The sequence below is a fragment of the Buchananella hordeovulneris genome (assembly GCF_001907235.1).
In the GTDB taxonomy this organism is placed as follows: Bacteria; Actinomycetota; Actinomycetes; order Actinomycetales; family Actinomycetaceae; genus Buchananella; species Buchananella hordeovulneris.
Genome location: NZ_MQVS01000006.1, coordinates 51,357 through 69,170, shown reverse-complemented (window position 1 = coordinate 69,170; position 17,814 = coordinate 51,357). Strand labels below are relative to the sequence as shown.

At 66.7% G+C, this 17,814-nt stretch carries 14 protein-coding genes; 9 read left to right on the top strand and 5 right to left on the bottom strand.

Translation table 11 applies throughout. The annotated features are described in order from the left end of the window. Positions 1–31: 31 nt before the first annotated feature. The 4 genes from BSZ40_RS06785 to BSZ40_RS06770 form a co-directional block, all read right to left on the bottom strand. Positions 32–1,705, bottom strand: a complete 1,674-nt coding sequence (locus BSZ40_RS06785) for an AMP-binding protein (RefSeq protein ID WP_073824525.1) — start codon at positions 1,703–1,705, stop codon at positions 32–34. Next, positions 1,702–3,465 (bottom strand): AMP-binding protein, encoded by a 1,764-nt coding sequence (locus BSZ40_RS06780; RefSeq protein WP_245793925.1) that lies wholly within the window; start codon positions 3,463–3,465, stop codon positions 1,702–1,704. The genes BSZ40_RS06785 and BSZ40_RS06780 overlap by 4 nt, the downstream gene beginning before the upstream one ends. Positions 3,466–3,653: 188 nt before the next feature. Then, the gene (gene serA / locus BSZ40_RS06775; RefSeq protein WP_073824523.1) at positions 3,654–4,859 is read right to left on the bottom strand and encodes a phosphoglycerate dehydrogenase; all 1,206 of its coding nucleotides are present in this window, start codon (positions 4,857–4,859) and stop codon (positions 3,654–3,656) included. Positions 4,860–4,914: 55 nt separating this feature from the next. Next, a complete protein-coding gene (locus BSZ40_RS06770) occupies positions 4,915–7,173 on the bottom strand; it encodes a HelD family protein (RefSeq protein WP_073824521.1) in 2,259 nt (752 codons plus the stop codon). A 144-nt stretch (positions 7,174–7,317) separates the two neighbouring features. Here BSZ40_RS06770 and BSZ40_RS06765 point away from each other — a divergent pair, with 144 nt between their 5' ends. Next, a complete protein-coding gene (locus BSZ40_RS06765) occupies positions 7,318–8,295 on the top strand; it encodes a PAC2 family protein (protein WP_073824519.1) in 978 nt (325 codons plus the stop codon). A gap of 207 nt (positions 8,296–8,502) precedes the next feature. Further along, complete coding sequence (locus BSZ40_RS06760) at positions 8,503–8,709, top strand: cold-shock protein (protein WP_073824518.1); 207 nt, start codon at positions 8,503–8,505, stop codon at positions 8,707–8,709. 132 nt (positions 8,710–8,841) lie between these two features. Here BSZ40_RS06760 and BSZ40_RS06755 read toward each other — a convergent pair whose 3' ends face one another. Next, complete coding sequence (locus tag BSZ40_RS06755) at positions 8,842–9,714, bottom strand: spermidine synthase (protein ID WP_143180904.1); 873 nt, start codon at positions 9,712–9,714, stop codon at positions 8,842–8,844. Positions 9,715–9,754: 40 nt separating this feature from the next. On the opposite strand from BSZ40_RS06755, the gene dinB reads away from it, so the two are divergent. From dinB to BSZ40_RS06720, 7 genes are all read left to right on the top strand, one after another. Continuing rightward, positions 9,755–11,071: a DNA polymerase IV gene (gene dinB / locus BSZ40_RS06750; protein ID WP_073824516.1), complete on the top strand. Its 1,317-nt coding sequence runs from the start codon at positions 9,755–9,757 to the stop codon at positions 11,069–11,071. After that, positions 11,046–11,465 carry a DUF3040 domain-containing protein gene (locus tag BSZ40_RS06745; protein WP_073824515.1) on the top strand — a complete coding sequence of 140 codons (420 nt, stop codon included), beginning with the start codon at positions 11,046–11,048 and terminating at the stop codon, positions 11,463–11,465. The genes dinB and BSZ40_RS06745 overlap by 26 nt, the downstream gene beginning before the upstream one ends. Before the next feature lie 919 nt (positions 11,466–12,384). Then, positions 12,385–12,819 (top strand): division/cell wall cluster transcriptional repressor MraZ, encoded by a 435-nt coding sequence (gene mraZ, locus BSZ40_RS06740; protein WP_073824513.1) that lies wholly within the window; start codon positions 12,385–12,387, stop codon positions 12,817–12,819. Positions 12,820–12,930: 111 nt separating this feature from the next. Further along, complete coding sequence (gene rsmH / locus BSZ40_RS06735) at positions 12,931–13,926, top strand: 16S rRNA (cytosine(1402)-N(4))-methyltransferase RsmH (protein WP_073824512.1); 996 nt, start codon at positions 12,931–12,933, stop codon at positions 13,924–13,926. Beyond that, positions 13,923–14,309, top strand: a complete 387-nt coding sequence (gene ftsL / locus BSZ40_RS06730) for a cell division protein FtsL (protein ID WP_073824510.1) — start codon at positions 13,923–13,925, stop codon at positions 14,307–14,309. The genes rsmH and ftsL overlap by 4 nt, the downstream gene beginning before the upstream one ends. Positions 14,310–14,398: 89 nt before the next feature. Further along, on the top strand, positions 14,399–16,207 hold the full coding sequence (locus tag BSZ40_RS06725; RefSeq protein WP_073824508.1) for a peptidoglycan D,D-transpeptidase FtsI family protein: 1,809 nt from the start codon (positions 14,399–14,401) through the stop codon (positions 16,205–16,207). A 53-nt stretch (positions 16,208–16,260) separates the two neighbouring features. Then, a complete protein-coding gene (locus BSZ40_RS06720; RefSeq protein ID WP_084542687.1) occupies positions 16,261–17,811 on the top strand; it encodes a UDP-N-acetylmuramoyl-L-alanyl-D-glutamate--2,6-diaminopimelate ligase in 1,551 nt (516 codons plus the stop codon). Positions 17,812–17,814: the final 3 nt, after the last annotated feature.

Sequence of the window (17,814 nt, the reverse complement as noted above, 5' to 3'; positions counted from 1 at the left end):
CTCGCCGCTGGAGTCAGTATGGCAGGGGCGGTCAGCGCAAAGATTCGCGCACGAGCCGTCGCTGCAGTTTGCCGATCTCGTTGCGAGGCAGGGTCTCGGCCAACTCCAGGCGCCGGGGCAGGGCGTAATGCGGCAGCTCCTGGGCGGCTGTCGCGCGCAGCTGGTCCAGGGTGGGGGTGGCCCCCTCCTGCGGCACGACGACGGCGACAACCTCCTCCCCGGCCGCGCCGCGCGGCAGGCCGACGACCGCCACCTCCTTGACGGTCGGGTGCCCGCTGAGCGCGGCTTCCACCGCAGATGGATAAACGTTGAAGCCATTGACGATTATCAACTCGCGTCGGCGATCTGCCAGGTAGAGGAAGTGGTCCTCCTCGCGCACAATGTCGCCGGTGTGCAGCCAACCGTCGGCGTCGATGAGGGCGGCGGTGGCCGCCGGGTCGTGCAGATAGCCCAGGCACACCTGCGGGCCACGGATCAGCAATTCGCCCGGTTGTCCGGGCGCGACGTCGGCCCCCGTCTCGTCAACGATACGCACGTCGGTGGAGGCGAAAGGCACCCCGAGGCTGTCGGGGCGGCGGGCGGCGGTCAGCGGAGAGCCGGAGACGATCGGGGAGGTCTCCGTCATGCCGTAACCGGCCACGATGAGTCCGCCGGTGGCTGCCTCCCAGTCGCGTGCTAAGTCGCTTGGCAGCGCCATCGCCCCAGACACGGCGGTGTGCAGAGTTGCCAGGGACACCCCGCGCTTGTGGGACGCCTGCAGGAGCCGCTCGAACATCACCGGCACTCCCACGCAAAACGTGGCGGGGCGGCGTTGTAAGGCGGGCAAGAGCAGCTCGACGTCAAAGGTGGGGAACATGAGCTGCGTGGCGGCCTTCCCGACGGCGCACAACAGGTTAAACGTCAGCCCGAAGGCATGGAAGAACGGCAATACCGTCAGGAACACCTCGGCACCGTTGTTGAGGTGCGGCACCCACTGCAGGGCCTGGGACACGTTGGCGCGCAGATTGGCGTGGCTGAGCATCACTGTCTTGGGCTCGCCGGTGGTGCCGCCGGTGTGCAGCAGCACGGCCACCGCCGCACCGTCCACCGCGGTGGCCGGTGGGGGCGGGTCGGGCGCCCGGCGTAGCGCTGCGCCCCAGGGGCGAGCGAAAGCCGGCGGGCGGGCCCGGAGCTTGGCGCGCACCTGGCGGGCGCGGGCCACCGGCAAGCGCAGGGCCAGCTGCTTGCCGACGGGCAGGGCAGCGGCCAGGTTCACGCTGAACAGAGTCAGGCCGGGGTCGTGGCCTGCGATAGCGGCGGCCGCGTTCTCCCAGGCGATGATTACCCGCGCCCCGTGGCGCGCCAACTGCGTCTGGTGCTGGTGGGCAGGGGCGAGGGGATTGTGCTCGGCGACAATGGCCCCGAGGCGCAGCACCGCATAGAAGGCCACCACGTGTTGGGGGCAGTTCGGCAGGCACAGTGCCACCACGTCGCCCTGCCGTACCCCAGCTGCCGCTAACGCGCCCGCCGCCTGCTCCACGGCGGCCAGCAACTCCCGGTAGGTGGTGCACTTGCCCAGAAAGTCGATGGCTACCACCTCGGGGTAGGCGCGGGCGCTGGCCTGCAGCACCTGCCACAGATTGCCTGTCGGTGGGGGAATGGTGGCCGCGACCCCGGGGGCGTAGTGCGGGCGGACGTACGCCGTCGCCGGGGTGCGCCCGCTCACTGTGGAGCCTTGTCGCCGTCCGTGCGGGAGGACCGGCGTTCATCAAGGGCGGAGCTGACGGCGGCGGCCGCTTGCCGCGCCAATTCGCGCGCCTCCTCGACTTTCGAGCCAACAGTGGCTTGCGCCTGGAGCAACTGCTCGCGGACACTGCGGCGCAGTACCTTGCCGAGGGCGGACCGTGGCAGTTCGGTCAGAATGGCGATCTGGCGGGGCAGCGCGTAGTGCGAGATGGACTTTTCCGCCCAGGCGCGGACCTCCTCCAACGTGACTCCGGCCCCGGGTTCGAGCACGAGGGCGGCCAGCACTGATTCACCTACCGAGCCACTTGGCATCCCCACCACGGCCACATCTAGCACCCCCGGCATGGAGCGCACAGCCTCCTCAACTTGGGAGGGGTAGACGTTGAAACCGCCGACGAGGATGAGCTCTTTGCGGCGGTCGGCCATCACCACGAAGCCGTCCTCATCGCGCACAATGTCGCCGGTGCGCAGCCAGCCTTCTTTGGTGAACAGCTGGGCGGATTCTGTCGGCTCGTCGAGGTAGCCCTGGCAGACCTGCGGACCGCGGACGATCAGCTCCCCAGTCTGTCCTGTTGGCACGTCGACGGTAGGATTTTCTGGGTCAACAATGCGGACCTCGGTGGAGGGAAACGCTACCCCTAGGGCCCCGGGACGGCGGGCATCCGAGACGGGGTTGCCGAGGATGATGGGGGAGGCCTCCGTCATCCCGTAGCCCTCGATTACCAGGTGACCAGTGAAGTCTTCCCAACGGCGGGCAACCTCGGGATCTAGCGACATTGCCCCAGACAGCGAGGTGCGGCAGGCCGTGAAATCGGCGCCCCGTTCGCGGCCCGCCGCCTCCAGCTTGTCCAGGATCGGGGGGACGGCAGGCAGAAAGGTGATGGGACGTCGCCGATTGGCCGCTAGTGCCAAGTCGACATCGAAACGAGGCAACAGCAGCAGGGTCGAGGTGCGCGAGATGCCGTAGACCAAGCAGAGCAGCAGCCCGAAGGCGTGGAAGAACGGCAGCACCGACAGGATGACTTCCTCGGCGTCCCGCATGAACGGTAGCCAAGCCTTGCCTTGGGCGGCGTTAGCCAACAGATTGCGGTGCGTGAGCATCACCGCTTTGGGAACGCCCGTGGTGCCGCCGGTGTGCAGCAGCACCGCGAGGTCCGTGTTGCGGGGGCGCGGGTGGGCGGGGTCGAGCCGGTGGGCGCGGGCTGTTACGCGCTCCAGATAGGGGGTACCGGTCGGCACTGCGGCGCGCATCTCGGCGCGTTTGGTGCGGGCCGCCCGCACTGGCAGGCGCAGCGCTAGGCGGAGCTTGGTTGGCATCGCGGCCGTGAGATCCACCGCGACGTAAAGGCGATCAGCGCCCGCGGGATGGTGGGCGGCCAGGCGGGCCAACACTGGTTCCCACGCGATGACGACGCGGGCCCCGTGGCGGGCGAGTTGTTTTTCTAGCTCCTCGGTGGGGGCGAGTGGGTTGTGTTCAGCCACCACCGCGCCGAGGCGCAAGACCGCGTAGAAGGCAATGACGTGTTGGGGGCAGTTGGGCAAGACGAGGGCAACACGATCGCCGGCCTTGATGCCCTGCAGATGCAGGGCATGGGCCGCCCGCTCGACCTGTTCGAGAAGATGGCCGTAGGTGGTGGTGGCCCCCAAAAAGTCTAGGGCGACAACGTCGCGGGCGCGGGTGGCGGCAGTTTCCAGGCCCGCATAGAGGTCCCCGGTGGGTATCTCGACGGTAGTGGGCACGCCAGGCCCATAGTGTTGGTGCGAACGGGCGGTAATCGTCATGAGCGCTCCCGGAGGTAGGGGCGCTGGTGCGCCCGTGGCGATGCGAGCCCAGCTTAACTTACGGTTCCGTAGGTTGGGGGTGGTGGGGAACTACAAAAGCGGCAGCCGCGCCCGAGGCCTGCCGGGCGCGGCTGCCTGCCGCTTGGTCACAGACCGAGCACACGCAACCGAATAGTGGGTTCCATCTCGGAAATGGCGGCGATGGCCTCCACCGGCAGCTCCGAGGCGATGTCGGTGCACACGTAGCCGATATCACCGCGGGTGCCCAGAATCTGCCCGTCGATGTTGGCCCCGGCCTCCGCAAAGGTCTGGTTGACCAATGCCAGAACCCCGGGCGTATTGCGGTGCACGAAGGCCACCCGATAGCGCGAGGTGGGCGAAGGCGGCAGCGTCAACTGGGGGAGGTTGACCGCCATGTCCGTGGACGCTGCCTGCAAAAAGTCACAGAGCTTGTTCGCCACGAACCGTCCGATGTTGTGCTGGGCCTCCTCCGTGGAACCGCCGATGTGGGGGGTGAGAATGACGTTGTCGTAGCCGCGCAACGGGAAATCGAACTCGTCACCGTTGGCCTTGGGCTCTAAGGGGTAGACGTCAGCGGCCGCTCCCGCCAAGTGCCGCGAGTCCAGGGCACGGTGGAGGGCGTCGTAGTCCACCAGGTGCCCACGCGAGAGGTTAATAAATAGGGAACCGGGGCGCATGCGCGCGAACTCCGCATCGGAGAACACCGCCTGGGTACCAGCAGAGCCGGAGATGTGCACCGAGACGATGTCGGCCTGCTCCAAGAGCGCCGCCAGCGAGGGCATCGCCTTAGCGTTACCGAGGGCCAGTTTCTCCACGATGTCGTAATAGATAACCTGCATGCCGATGGCTTCGGCCAACACCGACAACTGGGAACCGATGTTGCCGTACCCCACGATCCCCAGGGTGCGACCCCGCACCTCGTGCGCCCCGTCAGCCGACTTATCCCACACGCCGGCGTGGAGAGCGTCGTTCTTCGGCGTCAGGCGCCGCGTGAGGCAGATGATCTCGGCCAACGCCAACTCCACCACGCTGCGAGTATTGGAGTACGGGGCGTTAAAGACGGCAATGCCCTGGTGCGCGGCAGCCGACAGCGCGATCTGGTTTGTGCCGATGCAAAAGGCGCCGATGGCCAGCAGGCCCGGGCGGGCGGCCAGCACGCGCTCAGTGATGTGGGTCTTGGAGCGAATGCCCACTACATCGATGCCGTCCAGAGCCTCGATCAGTTCCTCTTCGTCCAGGGCTCCCGCGTGGCGCACCACCTCGTAGCCGTGGGATGCCAACACCTCGTCGGCAACCGGATGGGGGTTTTCCAGCAACAAAATGCGCGTCATGGCGCCATTGTGCCTGCTGCGGCGCCGAAGTGCGAGGCTGCCCGCTTGGCGGACGTTACGGCAGGCGGGCGCCCGTGTGCAGGATGTCACCGAGCCGCGCGGGCAGGGCGGTAGGGTGCGCCACCACCAGCCGGGTGGTGGGGCGCGTCATCGCCACGTAGAGATCGGCGGGCGTCACCGTGGCGAGCGCCAGCGGGTCGAAAACCACCACCACGTCGAACTCCAGCCCCTTCGCGAGCAGCGGCGTGAGCACCACCACCCGCTGCAGGAGATCCGCCTCGCCGGTAGCTTGCGTCAGAAAGTCGGCCAACACTTCCCGTGCCTGCGCCACCTGCCCCGCTGGAGCGATGACCGCCAGCCGTCCCGCCTCGACGCCCTTGTCCGCATCCAGGGTGGCCAACTCGGTCGCCACCAAGTCTGGCAACTGTGTGAGCAGCGTCGGGGTCACGGCCAGGGCGGTAGGCAGGTCCCGCGCCGCTGTCATCGGCGGGGGAGCGTGCCCGGTCAGGTGTGCCAAGACCTCGCCCGCCGCGTCGATGATGCGTTTGGGGGTCCGGTAGGACACCGTCAAGACGTGCTCGCTGAGCGCCGCAGTCTCCACCCCGGCCAGCGCAGCTGCCCACGAGCGGCGCGCCGCCAACGAAGAGGCCTGGGCGAGGTCCCCCACGACGGTCAACGACCTGGCGGGGCAGCGGCGCAGCACCGCCCGCCACGCCAACGGACTCAACTCTTGTGCCTCGTCAACGATTATGTGGCCGTAAGTCCAGCGGCGGTCCCGGCGGGCGCGCTCCGACAGCGTCAACTCCTCGCCCAAGTCGGCGAAGCGGTCGGCCAACATCTCGGCGCTCACTAGACCACCCGCCAGCCCCGCCGTCTCCAAAGCCGCCTGGGCCGCCGCCACCTCCTCGGCCCGCCGGGTTGCCTCCGCATCGGTCGTCCACGTGAGCGGGGTATCGCCCACCAGCTCGCTCAGCTCGTCCAACAGCACAATGTCCGCCTCAGTCAGCTCGCTGTGTAGGGGGCGCCAGATGCGTGCCTTGTCGTCCTCGCTCAGTTCGGGAGCATAGGTGTCTAAGTAGTGGGGATGGTAATAGATGCGGGCAAGCAGACGCTCCACATCGATCGGCATCCAACACAGATTCAAAGCCGTGCGCACGTCGGGATCGGAGCGCAACTCGGCCCGCATCCAGTCATCCACCTCGGCCTTCGGGCCCTGCAGTGCCGCGGCGTACCGCACGGCCAACTGCTCGATCATGACATCGACAAACTTCACGCGGGCCTCGTTGTGGGGAAAACCGGTGCGACGCGCCCGCGTGATGGCCGCCCGCACTTCATCCGGCTCCAGCCAGATGCCCACGCCTCCCACGCGCAGCTGGCGGCGCGGCAGGGTGCGCTCCAACGCCCGCACGATGCGAGCCAGAATGTCGCGCCACACCTCCCGGCCCTTCACCTCCGCAGCGGCGCGCGTATCGACCGCTCCCACCCGCTTGCCCGGCAGCAAATCGCCGAGCGTGGTGGAGACCACGCCGGTTTCGCCGAGAGAGGGCAGGACGTGCTCGATGTAACGCAGAAAAGCGCGCGACGGTCCCAAAATCAGCACGCCGGACCGCGCCAGCCGCTCCCGGTGGGTGTGCAGCAGGTAGGCGGCGCGGTGCAGGGCCACCGCTGTCTTGCCGGTGCCCGGCCCGCCCTGGACAATCTGCACCCCGTCCAGGGGCGCGCGAATAACCTCGTCCTGTTCAGCCTGGATGGTGGCAACGATGTCGTTCATGCGCCCCGAGCGCGCCGCCGACAACGCCCCCATGAGCGCGCCGTCCCCCCGCACTTCGGCCAGATCCAGGCCCGACGTGCCGTCCAACAGATCGTCCTCCAGGTCGACCACCCGCCGGGCCCGGGTCAACACGTGACGTCTCCGTGCCACCCCCAGCGGTTGGGCCGCCGTCGCCCGGTAGAAGGGCTCACAGGCGGGAGCCCGCCAATCCAGCAGCAGCTTGGCCCCCGCATCGTCGGCCAAACCGATACGCCCCACGTACCGCTTCTCCCCGTCGACCATGTCGAGCCGCCCGAACACCAACCGGTCTTCTATCTGGGCCAGCCGTGTCGCCTCGTCGCCGTAGTGGGCTGCCAAAGCGTCTCTCTCGGTACGGTTTTGGGGGGTGGAGGCATAGTTCTCTGCCTGGACGCGGGCTTGCTCGGCCCGGTAGTGCACCCGCCGTGCATCGAGCGCGGCGTAGGCCGCATCCACCTGCTTCTGCTCGCGCTCGATCTCTTCGTCGCGGACAGCGGGGGTGTTTTCGGGCACAGAAACACGCATAGGGCGAGCAACCTTTCTAAAGGGGCAGCTATTAATTATGCGGAAGGCACCCCGCAGCGCGCACCGTGCGGCGTGTGAGCCGCAGCAAGCCAGGGGTGGGAATAGGCTAGGAAGCACAGGGCGTTGAGATAGGTGGAGGTGACTATGAACCAGTACTACGACGTGCACGTTCCCGGCGTGCGCGCCCCCGTGCTGCTCCACCACTTGCAAGGAGCGATGGACGCGGGCAGTGCCGGGCGCTTGGTGACCGAGCAGTTGCGCGCGGCGTTGCCAGTAACCCGCATCGCCACGTTCCAATCCGACGAATTCGTCGATTACCGCGCCAACCGGCCCGCGGTGTGGCTGGAGAACTGGCAGCTGGGCAACGTCGAAGGCCCCGAGATCGCCCTGGACCTGATCCACGACGACGCAGGGGTGCCGATCCTGTTGCTGCACGGCCCCGAGCCAGACTTCAAGTGGCAGGCCTTCCGGCACGCCGTGGAGGAGATCATCGCGGCAGCGGGGGTGGAAATGACGGTGTCGGTACACGGCGCCCCCATGCCGGTGGCGCACTCGCGCCCTCTGCCGGTGCACCTGCACGGTAACGATGCCGATGCCACCGCCGGGCAACCGCTCATGATCGGAGCCATGCGGCTGTCCGCCTCCATGGATTCCATGTTGGAGATAGACCAAGCGCAGCGGGGCGGAACTGCTCTCGGACTGGTGGCGGCGGTGCCGTTCTATCTGGCCGAGTCTGACTTTGCGCCCGCGGCGGTGGCGCTGATCCGCAAGTTGACAGAGGTAACCGGCTTGAAGCTGCCCATCGGTGACCTGGAGGCGGCGGCTCGGCACACCGCCGGGCAGATCGATGCGGTGGTGGCGGGGCAGTCGCCGTTGGCCGAGGTCATCTCCTCCCTGGAGGAGCAGCACGACTCCCTGCGGCCCGAGCTCATCTCTGGCCCCGGGGAAGGGGAGCTGCCCGACGCCGAAGAGCTCGCTGGGCAGTTGGCGGAGTTCCTGCGCATGGTTGATTCGGCCGATGCGATTGATGAGCGGGCGCATCGGGACGCGGTCCTAGAAGTCGATCCGGGGCAGCAGCCCAAGCGGCGCGGTCGGTACCGCAAGGACGTGGACCCCACCTAGAAGTTCACTCTCGGCTAAACCGTTCGAGCGCGATATTTGCGTCGTGCCTCGGGTGTAGGCGGGTGGGGCATGTAATGCTTGGGGGGTTGCACCCGCGTTCCCCGCGCAGAAGTATCCTCCAGGCGGTTTTCCCGTAGCGGTGGCGAGCGGACCGGGACTGGTGTTGCGGCATTGCTGAAGGTAACAACGTCCCGGAAGGACAAATGCATGGCTCAGGGCACAGTGAAGTGGTTTAAGGCGGAGAAGGGCTACGGCTTCCTCGCGCAGGAAGACCCCACCGCCCCGGACGTTTTCGTCCACTACTCGGCGATCCAGACTGAGGGTTACCGCACCTTGGAGGATGGGCAGCGAGTGCAGTTCGACATCAGTGATGGTCCGAAGGGGCCGCAGGCGGAGAACGTCGTTCCCCTGTAATTCACGGAAAGACAAGTCGGTGGGGTGGCCTGCTGAACTGCTCCCCGGAAGAAGGAACCCGATTACCAGGCCCAACTTCCGGGGAGTAGTCCATGCGGCCACCCCACCAGTGTCTCTCGCCGCTTGGGGCCGCTAGGCAGCTGGCTGCCCGGTGGGAGAAGGCGGATCCATAAACGGGGCGTGGCCCGCGGCGAACTCCGCCAGTTTGGTTCCGCTGAGGAATGTGGCTGGCAACGGCAACCGGGTGAGGCGGCGAGCCAGGTCGGTGGTAGCCCAATCCACCCCCGGGGCGCTTGCCAGCACCAGGTTGCTAAACCGACGCTGCGAGAACACGGCCGGGAAGCTGATGAGGGCCAGATCCGGCAGCTGGGAAAAAGCGGTGGCCACCTCCCGCCGGGCCTCGCTCAGCGGCGGACCGTCAGCTAGGTTGGCCAAAAACACCCCGCCGGCAGCCAGGCGCGCGCGAACCAACGCATAGAACTGGCTCGTGCGCAGGTGCGGTGGCACCTGGCGGCCCACGAAGACGTCACGCACGATAACGTCCCACTGACCGGCATTGCCTGCCAGCGCCGCGCGGGCCTCGGCGTGGCGAATTCGCAGGCGGGGAGCGCGCGGCAGGGCAAACCAGTGCCGGACCTGTTGGGCCAGCACCCCGTCGTACTCGATCACCAATTGGCTACTGGACGGCCGGGTGGCGTCCCAGGCCCGCGCCAAGGCGCAACCGCCACCCCCCAAATGCAAGGCGCGCAGGCCCGCGCCTGCCGGGAAGACGGCATCGACAACCGCAGCGAACTGCTGCATGTACTCAAATTCCAGGTGAGCGGCGTCAAGGGCGTCCAGGTAGGAGCTTTCTACCCCGTCGAGGAGCAACAACACGCCTCGCTCGTCCGGCACACACTCGATCCGTGCCCACTGGCCAGCCACCTCCCCGGCAGGCAAGGCAAAATCGTCCCGGAGGGAACGCGCCCCGCGGCCGCGCCCCTTCCCGGTCCTGTGCTTGTTCACACCAGGGAAGATAGTGGCTTGGGGGAAGAAAGGAGAAGTCATGTCCAACGCGCCGCGGTTGGCGGCCGCCCGCCGTCACTGGGGTGACGATGACAGCGCTACCCCCATCCTGCACGTGGATATGGATGCCTTCTTCGCCGCCGTAGAGATTCTCGACCATCCGCACCTGCGCGGTCTGCCAGTGGCTGTGGGCGGGCCTGACAGAGGCGTGATCAGTGCGGCCAGTTACGCAGCCCGGGCTTTCGGGGTGCGAGCGGCGCAGAGCGTCGCCCACGCCAAGCAGCTGTGCCCCCAGCTGGTACTACAACCGGCCCGAATGCGCCGCTACCAAGAGGTCTCGCGTTCGGTGATGGCGATCCTGCAGCGGGTGACCCCGCACGTGCAGCAGGTCAGCGTTGACGAGGCCTACCTGGATGTGGCGGGAGCGCGCAGGCTGTGGGGATCTGCCCTGCCCATCGCCACCCAGTTGCGGCAAACCATTCGTCGTGAAGTCGGGGTAGTGGCCTCGATCGGCATCGGAGACACCAAGCTGTTGGCCAAACTGGCCTCCGCACACGCCAAACCGGACGGCCTATTGCTCATACCGGCAGACCGGTCCTTGGACTTCCTGCACCTGCTGCCCATCGGTGCCCTGCCTGGTGTCGGGCGAGTGACGGCGCAGAATCTGCAACTGCGGGGAGTGGAGACGGTGGGCGACCTCGCTCGCCTTGACACCAGTCAGCTGAGCAAGTGGGTGGGCCGCGCCGCTGGCGCCCGCCTGGCCGCTCTGGCCCGCAACGACGATCGGCGACAGGTGCGCCCAGGACGGGTGGAGAAGTCCTACGGCACCGAGACCACCTTCTTTACGGCGGACGTGACGGCCGCGCAGCTTCGCCGTACGGTCCTGCACCAGGCCCGCACCTGCGGCAGGCAACTCAGGCAACGTCACCGGTTGGCCACCACCGTCGTGCTAAAGGTCAAGACCCCAGATTTCCGCCTGCATACGCGTTCTCGCACCTTGGCCCAGCCGACCGATTTGGATGCTGAGCTAGCAGCAATCGCCCTGCGCCTGCTGGCCGAGATGGCCCTAGCGGGGCCAGTGCGGCTGGTAGGGGTGCGCGTGGAGGGAGTGGTGGAGCGGGCCGTCGGTGTGCAATTTGCGCTCGATTCGGACGGAAGGCAGCAGGCCACCCAACGCTCCGTTGACGAGGTGCTGAACCGTTTCGGGCCGCGGGCGGTCCAACCTGCCAGTCTCCTCGCGGGGCAAAAGGGGACCGGCCCAGGCGGCAAGACGGCGATTAGGGGGCGGCGAGCGGGCTATCCTGTAGGTAGCGAGCAGAATGGAGCGGAAGATGGGCCTGTCAGAACGCGAACGTGAGGTGCTTGCGCAGCTGGAGGCACAGATGCGAGGCGAGGATCCTGGGGCTGCCGCCCCCACCGGACCTGCCAGCCCCAGTTCGCTGCGGCCTGTGTCCGGTGGCGCAGCCGGTGGGTTCTCTTTTACCCGGGTGGTCGTGGGGGTAGCGGGAACCTTCGTGGGCATGGCGATTCTGGTCGGGGCGGTGGCCTTCCGGCTAGCAACGGTTCCTGCCGTCACCCTGGGGGTGCTGGGATTCCTGGTGGCTCTCGCGGGGGTCGTGTACGCCATATCGCAGCCACGCGGGGGGCGGAAGTGGGCGGCGGGGCGTCGCCCGCGCGGGGGCGGAAAGCAAGGCTCGTTCATGCAGCGGCAGCAAGAGCAGTGGGACAAACGTCGGCGCTCGCGCGAATAGTGAGCGGCTGGTAAGCAGGCGCCCTGCTACGACTGTCCCCCCGGACAGTGGCGGGGCGCCCGCGTTCGTCCCCTGCGCCGTATAACGCTGACGGCGCTGCGCCTGCCTGCCGCGGGGGAGGGGAGCGCTGCCTGGTGCCAGGGTGGGGGGAGGTGTTCCTGCCTGCCGGGGCGTGGGAGATAGGGAGCGACTGGTTGGCAGGGGCGCGTCGTCTCGGCACTATTTGCGGCGCCCGGGGCTGTGCCCGGACAATTTGGCCGCCGCATATGTTTACCAACGCGCGAAGCTGAGAAAATGCTGAGCGGTGCGCCTATCGTGATGTCGCGGGCCGGGCTTATCGTTTCCCAAAAAAGGGCGAAAAATCCCTCCGCTTTATTTCTATCCTGTGGGAACCCTGGGTGAATTCTGTTGCCGGGTTCCGCGGGGGCGCCGCTCTTTCTGGCGCTCCTCCCTTTCCAGGTTTCTTACGTAAAGAAAAGGTCATGTCAGGGTGCGCATTTGTCATGCGGGGGAAGGGAAGTGGGGGTCTACTGGTGTGCGCCTCCACTTTCCTCCCCCGTGGCGGGGTTGCCGTTGGGAAACCGGGAGAAACCTGCGCCTGACGTCCCACCTGGCTTGCCACCCGCTCCACTTTCCTCCCCGCTGGGCGATTTCGGGGGACTGGGTGGTCAGGCGGTTGGGTTTTGGCTGCATAACCTGCCCTTGGCCCAGTGGTGACAATATCTGTGTCTTGGGTCACGCGCCACGCCGGAGTGGGGGTGGCGGACTAGATCACTCCATTGTCCCCCACCGGTAATTTTCGTTGAAATTGCGCGACAAATTACTTCTCTTTCAGCATTTGTTCAGCGGGCATGTGGGGAAAAGTGGGGGAAAGTGGAGTAGAGTGGCGAGCCATGGAGCTCTGCGGGGGAGGTGAGCCGTGTTCTTCGGGACGTATGAACCACGTCTGGATGACAAAGGTCGGCTCATCTTGCCTGCAAAGTTCCGTGACCAAGTGGCCACCGGTCTGGTGCTCACTCGGGGGCAAGAAAGAGCGTTGGCGGCATATCCGTCGGCGGTCTTCGAGGCCATCCACGCGAAGCTGGTCAGTAAGCCACTTCCCGGGATGCAGGTGCGCGACTTCGCGCGACTGCTGTTTTCTGGGGCGGCGGACATCGTGCCGGATAAGCAGGGGCGCATAACAGTGCCCCCGGCTCTGCGCGAGTACGCCCACCTGCAGCGTGACTTAACGGTCATCGGGGTGGGCGACCATTTTGAAGTGTGGGATGCCCAGTCCTGGAGTCAGTACCTGCAGGAGAAGGAGGAGGTGTACGCCGCCAGTCAAGACGCAATCTTTGGCAGCGAGTTGTCTTAAGGCTCGTGGTCGCGTGAGGTCTCCTTCCGTGCACCGGCGGACTTCCCCAACGCCGGAGGGGCGGCGGGAGTCCTGACGCAGACCAGCACAGATAACGAAAGGAGGAAAGCCATGGATACTGCAAACCGAACCCCCGATGAAGTGGCTGACCTCCACGTGCCTGTGTTGCAGGCACGCTGTGTGGAGCTGTTGGCCCCTGCGCTGACCCAACCTGGGGCCGTCGTGATCGACGCCACCCTAGGCATGGGCGGCCACACCGCCGCCCTGCTGGCGGCGTTGCCAAACTGCCGGGTGGTGGGCATCGACCGCGACCCGCAGGCCATTGCATTGGCTACGCAGCGTTTGGCCCCGTACGCCGACCGCTTCATTGCGGTGCAGGCCACCTACGACACCATCGACGACGTCGCTGCCCGCCACGGGCGCGGGGGACAAGTTGATGGCATCTTGATGGACTTGGGTGTCTCTTCCCTCCAGCTCGACGACGCCGAGCGAGGCTTTAGCTACGTGCGCGATGCCGAATTGGACATGCGAATGTCCGACACTGGCCCCACCGCCGCGCAGCTCTTGGCCAGCGCCAGCGAGGTGGAGCTGCGGCGGATTCTCCGGGTCTACGGAGAAGAAAAGTTTGCCCCCCAGATTGCCAAGCGCATCGTTGACCAGCGCCAGCAGCGGCCGCTACGGCGCACCAGTGAGTTGGCGGAGTTGGTCAAGACGGTAATCCCCGCCCCGGCCCGCCGTACCGGCGGCAACCCGGCCAAGCGGACCTTTCAGGCGCTACGCATCGCAGTCAACGATGAGTTGCGCATCTTGGAGGCGGCCTTGCCACGCGCCATCGCCAGCTTGGCGGTGGGCGGCCGCATCGTCGTCGAGTCCTACCACTCCCTCGAAGACCGCCTGGTGAAGGTGGCCTTGGCGGCGGGAGCCAATCCCCCCGCCCCCGTCGGGCTACCGGTCTTGTTACCCGAGCACGAGCCCTACCTGCGTCTGCTGACGCGCGGAGCAGAACGCGCCGATGCTGCCGAGATCGCGAACAACTCGCGGTCCCAGTCTGTGCGTCTACGCGCCGCCGAACGTATTCGATCCGCCAATGTTAGGAGCAAGAGATGAGCGCCATTCCTGTTCGGTCCACCCGGCCAACAGTCCGGGCGCGCGAACTGCCGCCGACGCTGACCCTGGTCAGCACGGCGCCGGTAGTGCGTCGACGCTTCGTGCCCACCTTGGGTGTGATCCTGCTGTTGATCCTGACGATCCTTGTCTCGCTGGTGTTCCGCGCCAAGTCGGCGGCGGCCGCCTACGATATCCAAAAGCTCGAGCGGGAACTATTGGTGTTGGAGGACGAGTACCAGTCGATGACGGCGCAAGCCCTCCAATCCAAGTCCCCCCAAGAGCTAGCTCGCCGGGCCCATGAGCTTGGTCTGGTGCAGGCAGGTGACGCCGGAACCATTACGCTCGCTACCTCGGAGGTGGTGCCGGGCACCCCGGCGAAGTAGGAGCAGATAGTTAAGGAAACGGAGCGGCCGTGGTCAGAGGCGGGCAGACCCGAGGAATAGGCATCCCTCTTGGCATCTTCTTGTTATGCATGCTGGTGGGAGTCGTTGGGTCGTTGGCTCGCATCCAGATCGTTGAGGTCGGTCCCCTGGCCGCGCGGTCGCTGGATTGGCGCCTAACGCGCTCCAAAATCCAGCTACCGCGCGGCGACATCAAGGACGCCAACGGCAACGTGCTGGCGACCTCTGTCAAGCGCTACGACATCCTCGCGGACACGGAACAGGTGCGGGGGTTCGTGGAATACAAAATGTGCCCGGGGCCCGCTGGGGAAGAACAGCTGTGCACGGAGCTAAACCCGCAGACGCAACAGCAAGAACCAGTCGTGCTGGGCCGCGGGGCCTACCACGCGGCCAAACTCTTGGCACCACTGCTGGACGTCGACCCGCTGGTGCTCGGAGGGGTGCTGGCGGGCGAGCAGCGCTTCCCAGTGCTCGCTAAGAATGTCTTGCCTGCCCGTTGGCACGCGATAAAGGCCCTGAACATCTCTGGCATAGACAAGATAGAGACCTACGTGCGGGAGTACCCGGCCGGGGCCACGGCGGGCACCGTAGTGGGTTACTACCGGGACGACGTGTTGGGAGAGGACGGCAAAGTCACCGAGACGGGGGCGGGGCTGGAGTACTCCCAGCGGGACTATCTGCGCTCGGTGCCCGGAGAGCAAGCGGCAGAAACGGGTGCCTTCGGGCAGGTGCTGCCCGAGGGGGAGTACCAGGTGCTCGTGCAGGCCGAGCCCGGCCGCAACGTGCACACCTCCCTCAATTCAGATCTGCAGTTCTCCGCGCAAAGTGCCCTGGACAAGGCCGTGGTCGACTTTAAGGCCGAGTGGGGCAGTGTCGTCGTGCAGGAGATCGACACCGGCCGCATTCTGGCCTTGGCTGACTCCAATTCGTTGGATCCCGGTAAACCGGGCGAATGGGACAGGCGGACGATGAACTCCCTGGCCGTGACTACCCCGGTGGAGCCTGGCTCGACCGGCAAGGTGGTGACTTTGGCCTCCGCTCTTGACCAAAACAAGGTCACACCCACCAGCGTCATCGTGTCCCCGGACCACTGGACGGCGCCCAACGGGCAGTCATTCTCCGATTCCCACCCCCATGAGGTCAAGAACTACACGGCCACCGGGGTGCTGGCGGCTTCCTCCAACACCGGCACCGTGCAGATCGGCGACATGCTGACTGACACACAGCGGGAGAAGTACCTCCGCGACTTTGGGTTCGGGGAGGTTACTGGCATCGAACTGCCGGGAGAGACCGCGGGCATGCTGGCCCCCGCCTCCCAGTGGGACGGCCGCCAGCGTTACACCGTCATGTTTGGGCAGGGATTTTCGGGCACCGTCGTACAGACCAACGCCATGCTCGCCGCGGTGGGGGCGGGCGGAATCTACCGGGCCCCGCGCCTGGTCGACGGGTATTCCGACGTCAACGGCAACTTCACCGCCGCCAAACGGCCCGACGAACGGCGGGTCATGCAGGAAAACCACGCTCGTGATCTAGTGACTATGCTGGAATCTGCCACCCTGGAAGGAGGCACCGGACAATACGGAGCCGTGGAGGGGTACCGGACGGCGGGGAAAACTGGCACCACGCAGATCATTGGGGCAGGTGGCGAAATCGAGGGCACCGTCGCCTCCTTCACTGGCTTGCTGCCGGCAGAAAAGCCGAAGGTGGCCATCACCGTCATCGTCTATAAGCCGACCACCTCCATCTGGGGCAGTGATGTGGCTGCTCCCGTCTTCCGGACCATCGGCGCGGACGCCATGCGCATGTTGCAGGTGCCGCCCTCCAGCGGGCCCGTCACCCTGTTTCCCGTCGAGGCGGGAGGGACAGATGAGGAACAGTAGTGGGGCCGCTGCTGCCACTCGGGCTGTGGCGAGACAGGTGAGCCGCTAGATTAATGCGCGTGGAAATGTGTGACTTGCGGCCCGCGCCTCGCAGCGCCCGCCTATCCTCCCTTGTCCAAGCATTCGAGCTGCAGGGCGAGCTGCCCGGCGACTTGCGCGTGACCGGCGTCAGCGTGGACTCGCTCGACATCGCCCCCGGCGAGCTGTTCGTGGCATTGCCGGGCTTTAAATCTCACGGAGCGCAGTACGCTGCGCAGGCGGTCGCGGCCGGGGCCAGGGCCATTGTGACCGACGAGGCGGGCGCGGCACTGTGTGCTGCGGCAGGCGTGGAGGCACCGGTGCTCCTATGCGCCGACCCGCGGGCGGTGGTGGGGCCGCTGGCTAGTGCCGTCTATGGACATCCCGCCGCGGAGATGTTGACGGGGGCCGTCACCGGCACCAACGGCAAGACCACGACCTCGTATTTTTGGGCCGCCATTCTCGCCGCGCACTGCGGGGATTGCGTGGTGGCTGGCACGGTGGAGCTAAAAGTCGGGCAGATTTCGGTGGAGTCGCCGCGCACCACTGTCGAGGCGCCGGTGCTCCAGCGCCTGCTGCGACTGGGGCGGGAAGAGGGCGTGCGTGCCGCCGCGTTAGAGGCTTCCAGCCACGCCATCGATCTGCACCGGCTGGCAGGCATCCGCTTCGACGTTGTCGGTTTCACCAACCTGCAGCGCGACCACCTCGACTACCACGAGACGATGGACCAGTACCTGCAGGCCAAAGCCGCATTGTTCACCCCGGCGGCGGCCGCACGAGGAGTGGTGTGCGTCGACGACAGTTACGGACAGCGGCTGGCCGCCCAGGCCGCCATCCCGGTCCAGACCTTGCGGGCCTACGACGGCCCCCAGGAGGCCGACTGGACGGTGCACGACGAGCAGGTCTCACTGGAGGAGGCGGCCTCGACATTTACGTTGCGCGGACCGCAGGGGCAGGAACTGGCTGCCGCCTGCCCGCTGCCGGGGCGCGTCAACATCCAAAATGCGGCGTTGGCTATCGTCATGGCTTTGAACGTTGGTATCCCCGCTCCCACCGCCCTGCGGGCAGTGGCGAGCGCCCACAACATTCCCGGCCGGATGCAGCGCATCAGCCAGCGCGACGGCACGCGCGCCCTGTGCATCGTCGACTTTGCGCACACGCCGGATGCGCTACGGCTGGCCCTGCAGGCCATTCGCCCGATCACGCCGGGGCGCATAATCATCGTCTTCGGCTCAGACGGGGACCGTGACCAGGGCAAGCGCCCCATGCTGGGGCAGGTGGCGGCTGAACTGGCTGACGTCCTGGTGGTGACGGACGAAAATCCCCGCAGTGAGGATCCCGCAACCATTCGCCAGGCCGTGCTGGGCGGGGTGCGGCAGGTCCGGCCCGACCTGGCAGGGGTCTACGAGGCCAACAGCCGTGCCGAGGCGGTGCGGCAGGCAGTGCAGCTGGCGAACCCGGACGACACCGTCATCGTCACCGGGAAAGGCCACGAGCCCTACCAAGAGATCGCCGGCGTCTTCCACCGATACAACGATGCACCCGTCCTGCGCGAAGCGGTGGCGGAGAAATGGGGCGAAGCATGATCA